This is a genomic window from Neisseria sp. P0021.S007, from assembly GCF_051956855.1.
Window position 1 is genome coordinate 1 of record NZ_JBQCXA010000796.1, and the last position, 595, is coordinate 595.

Annotated in this window: 2 protein-coding genes; one reads left to right on the forward strand and one right to left on the reverse strand. The window is 48.1% G+C overall.

Annotation, left to right across the window (positions count from 1 at the left end):
• The coding region (locus ACTHUR_RS16000) for an alpha/beta fold hydrolase (RefSeq protein ID WP_440399656.1) at positions 1–257 on the reverse strand (257 nt) is incomplete at its 3' end.
• Positions 258–381: 124 nt separating this feature from the next.
• On the opposite strand from ACTHUR_RS16000, the gene ACTHUR_RS16005 reads away from it, so the two are divergent.
• Positions 382–595: hotdog domain-containing protein (locus ACTHUR_RS16005; RefSeq protein ID WP_440399658.1), on the forward strand; the 214-nt coding region annotated here is incomplete at its 3' end.

The following is a 595-nucleotide window of genomic DNA, read 5'->3' on the forward strand; positions in this document are numbered from 1 at the left end:
ACCAAATCCCATGTGGTATTGTCTTCGATACAGGCATAGGGTTTGGAACGTCCGCAACCGCGTTGGTCGATAATAACGATGCGGAAATGCTCTGGATTGAAAAAGCCGCGACAGGCAGGTGATGCGCCTGCTCCGGGGCCGCCATGCAGGAAAATCACGGGGTGGCCATCAGGATTGCCTGATTCTTCCCAGTAGATCTCGTGAATGTCGGATACGCGCAAAAGGCCGCTATTTCGTGGTTCTTGAATCGGATGCATGAGCTTTCTCCTTTGTCTGATGAATATGTTGATTGTAACACTTTGCCTTCTGATTTTTCAGACGGCCTACATAGGTTTGGCGCCATAAATGGCGTAAAATACCACTTTTTTGACAGGATTATTTATGTCTGACAACAAACAAACACATGCTGCACCCGAAGGACAACTTTTATTGCGTACGGTAGCCATGCCGCGTGATACCAATCCTAATCAGGATATCTTCGGCGGCTGGATTATGTCGCAAATGGATCTGGGCGGCGGTATTTTGGCGGCAGAAATCGCACAGGGACGAATTGTAACCGTGGCTGTTCAAGAAATGAATTTCATCAGACCGGTAA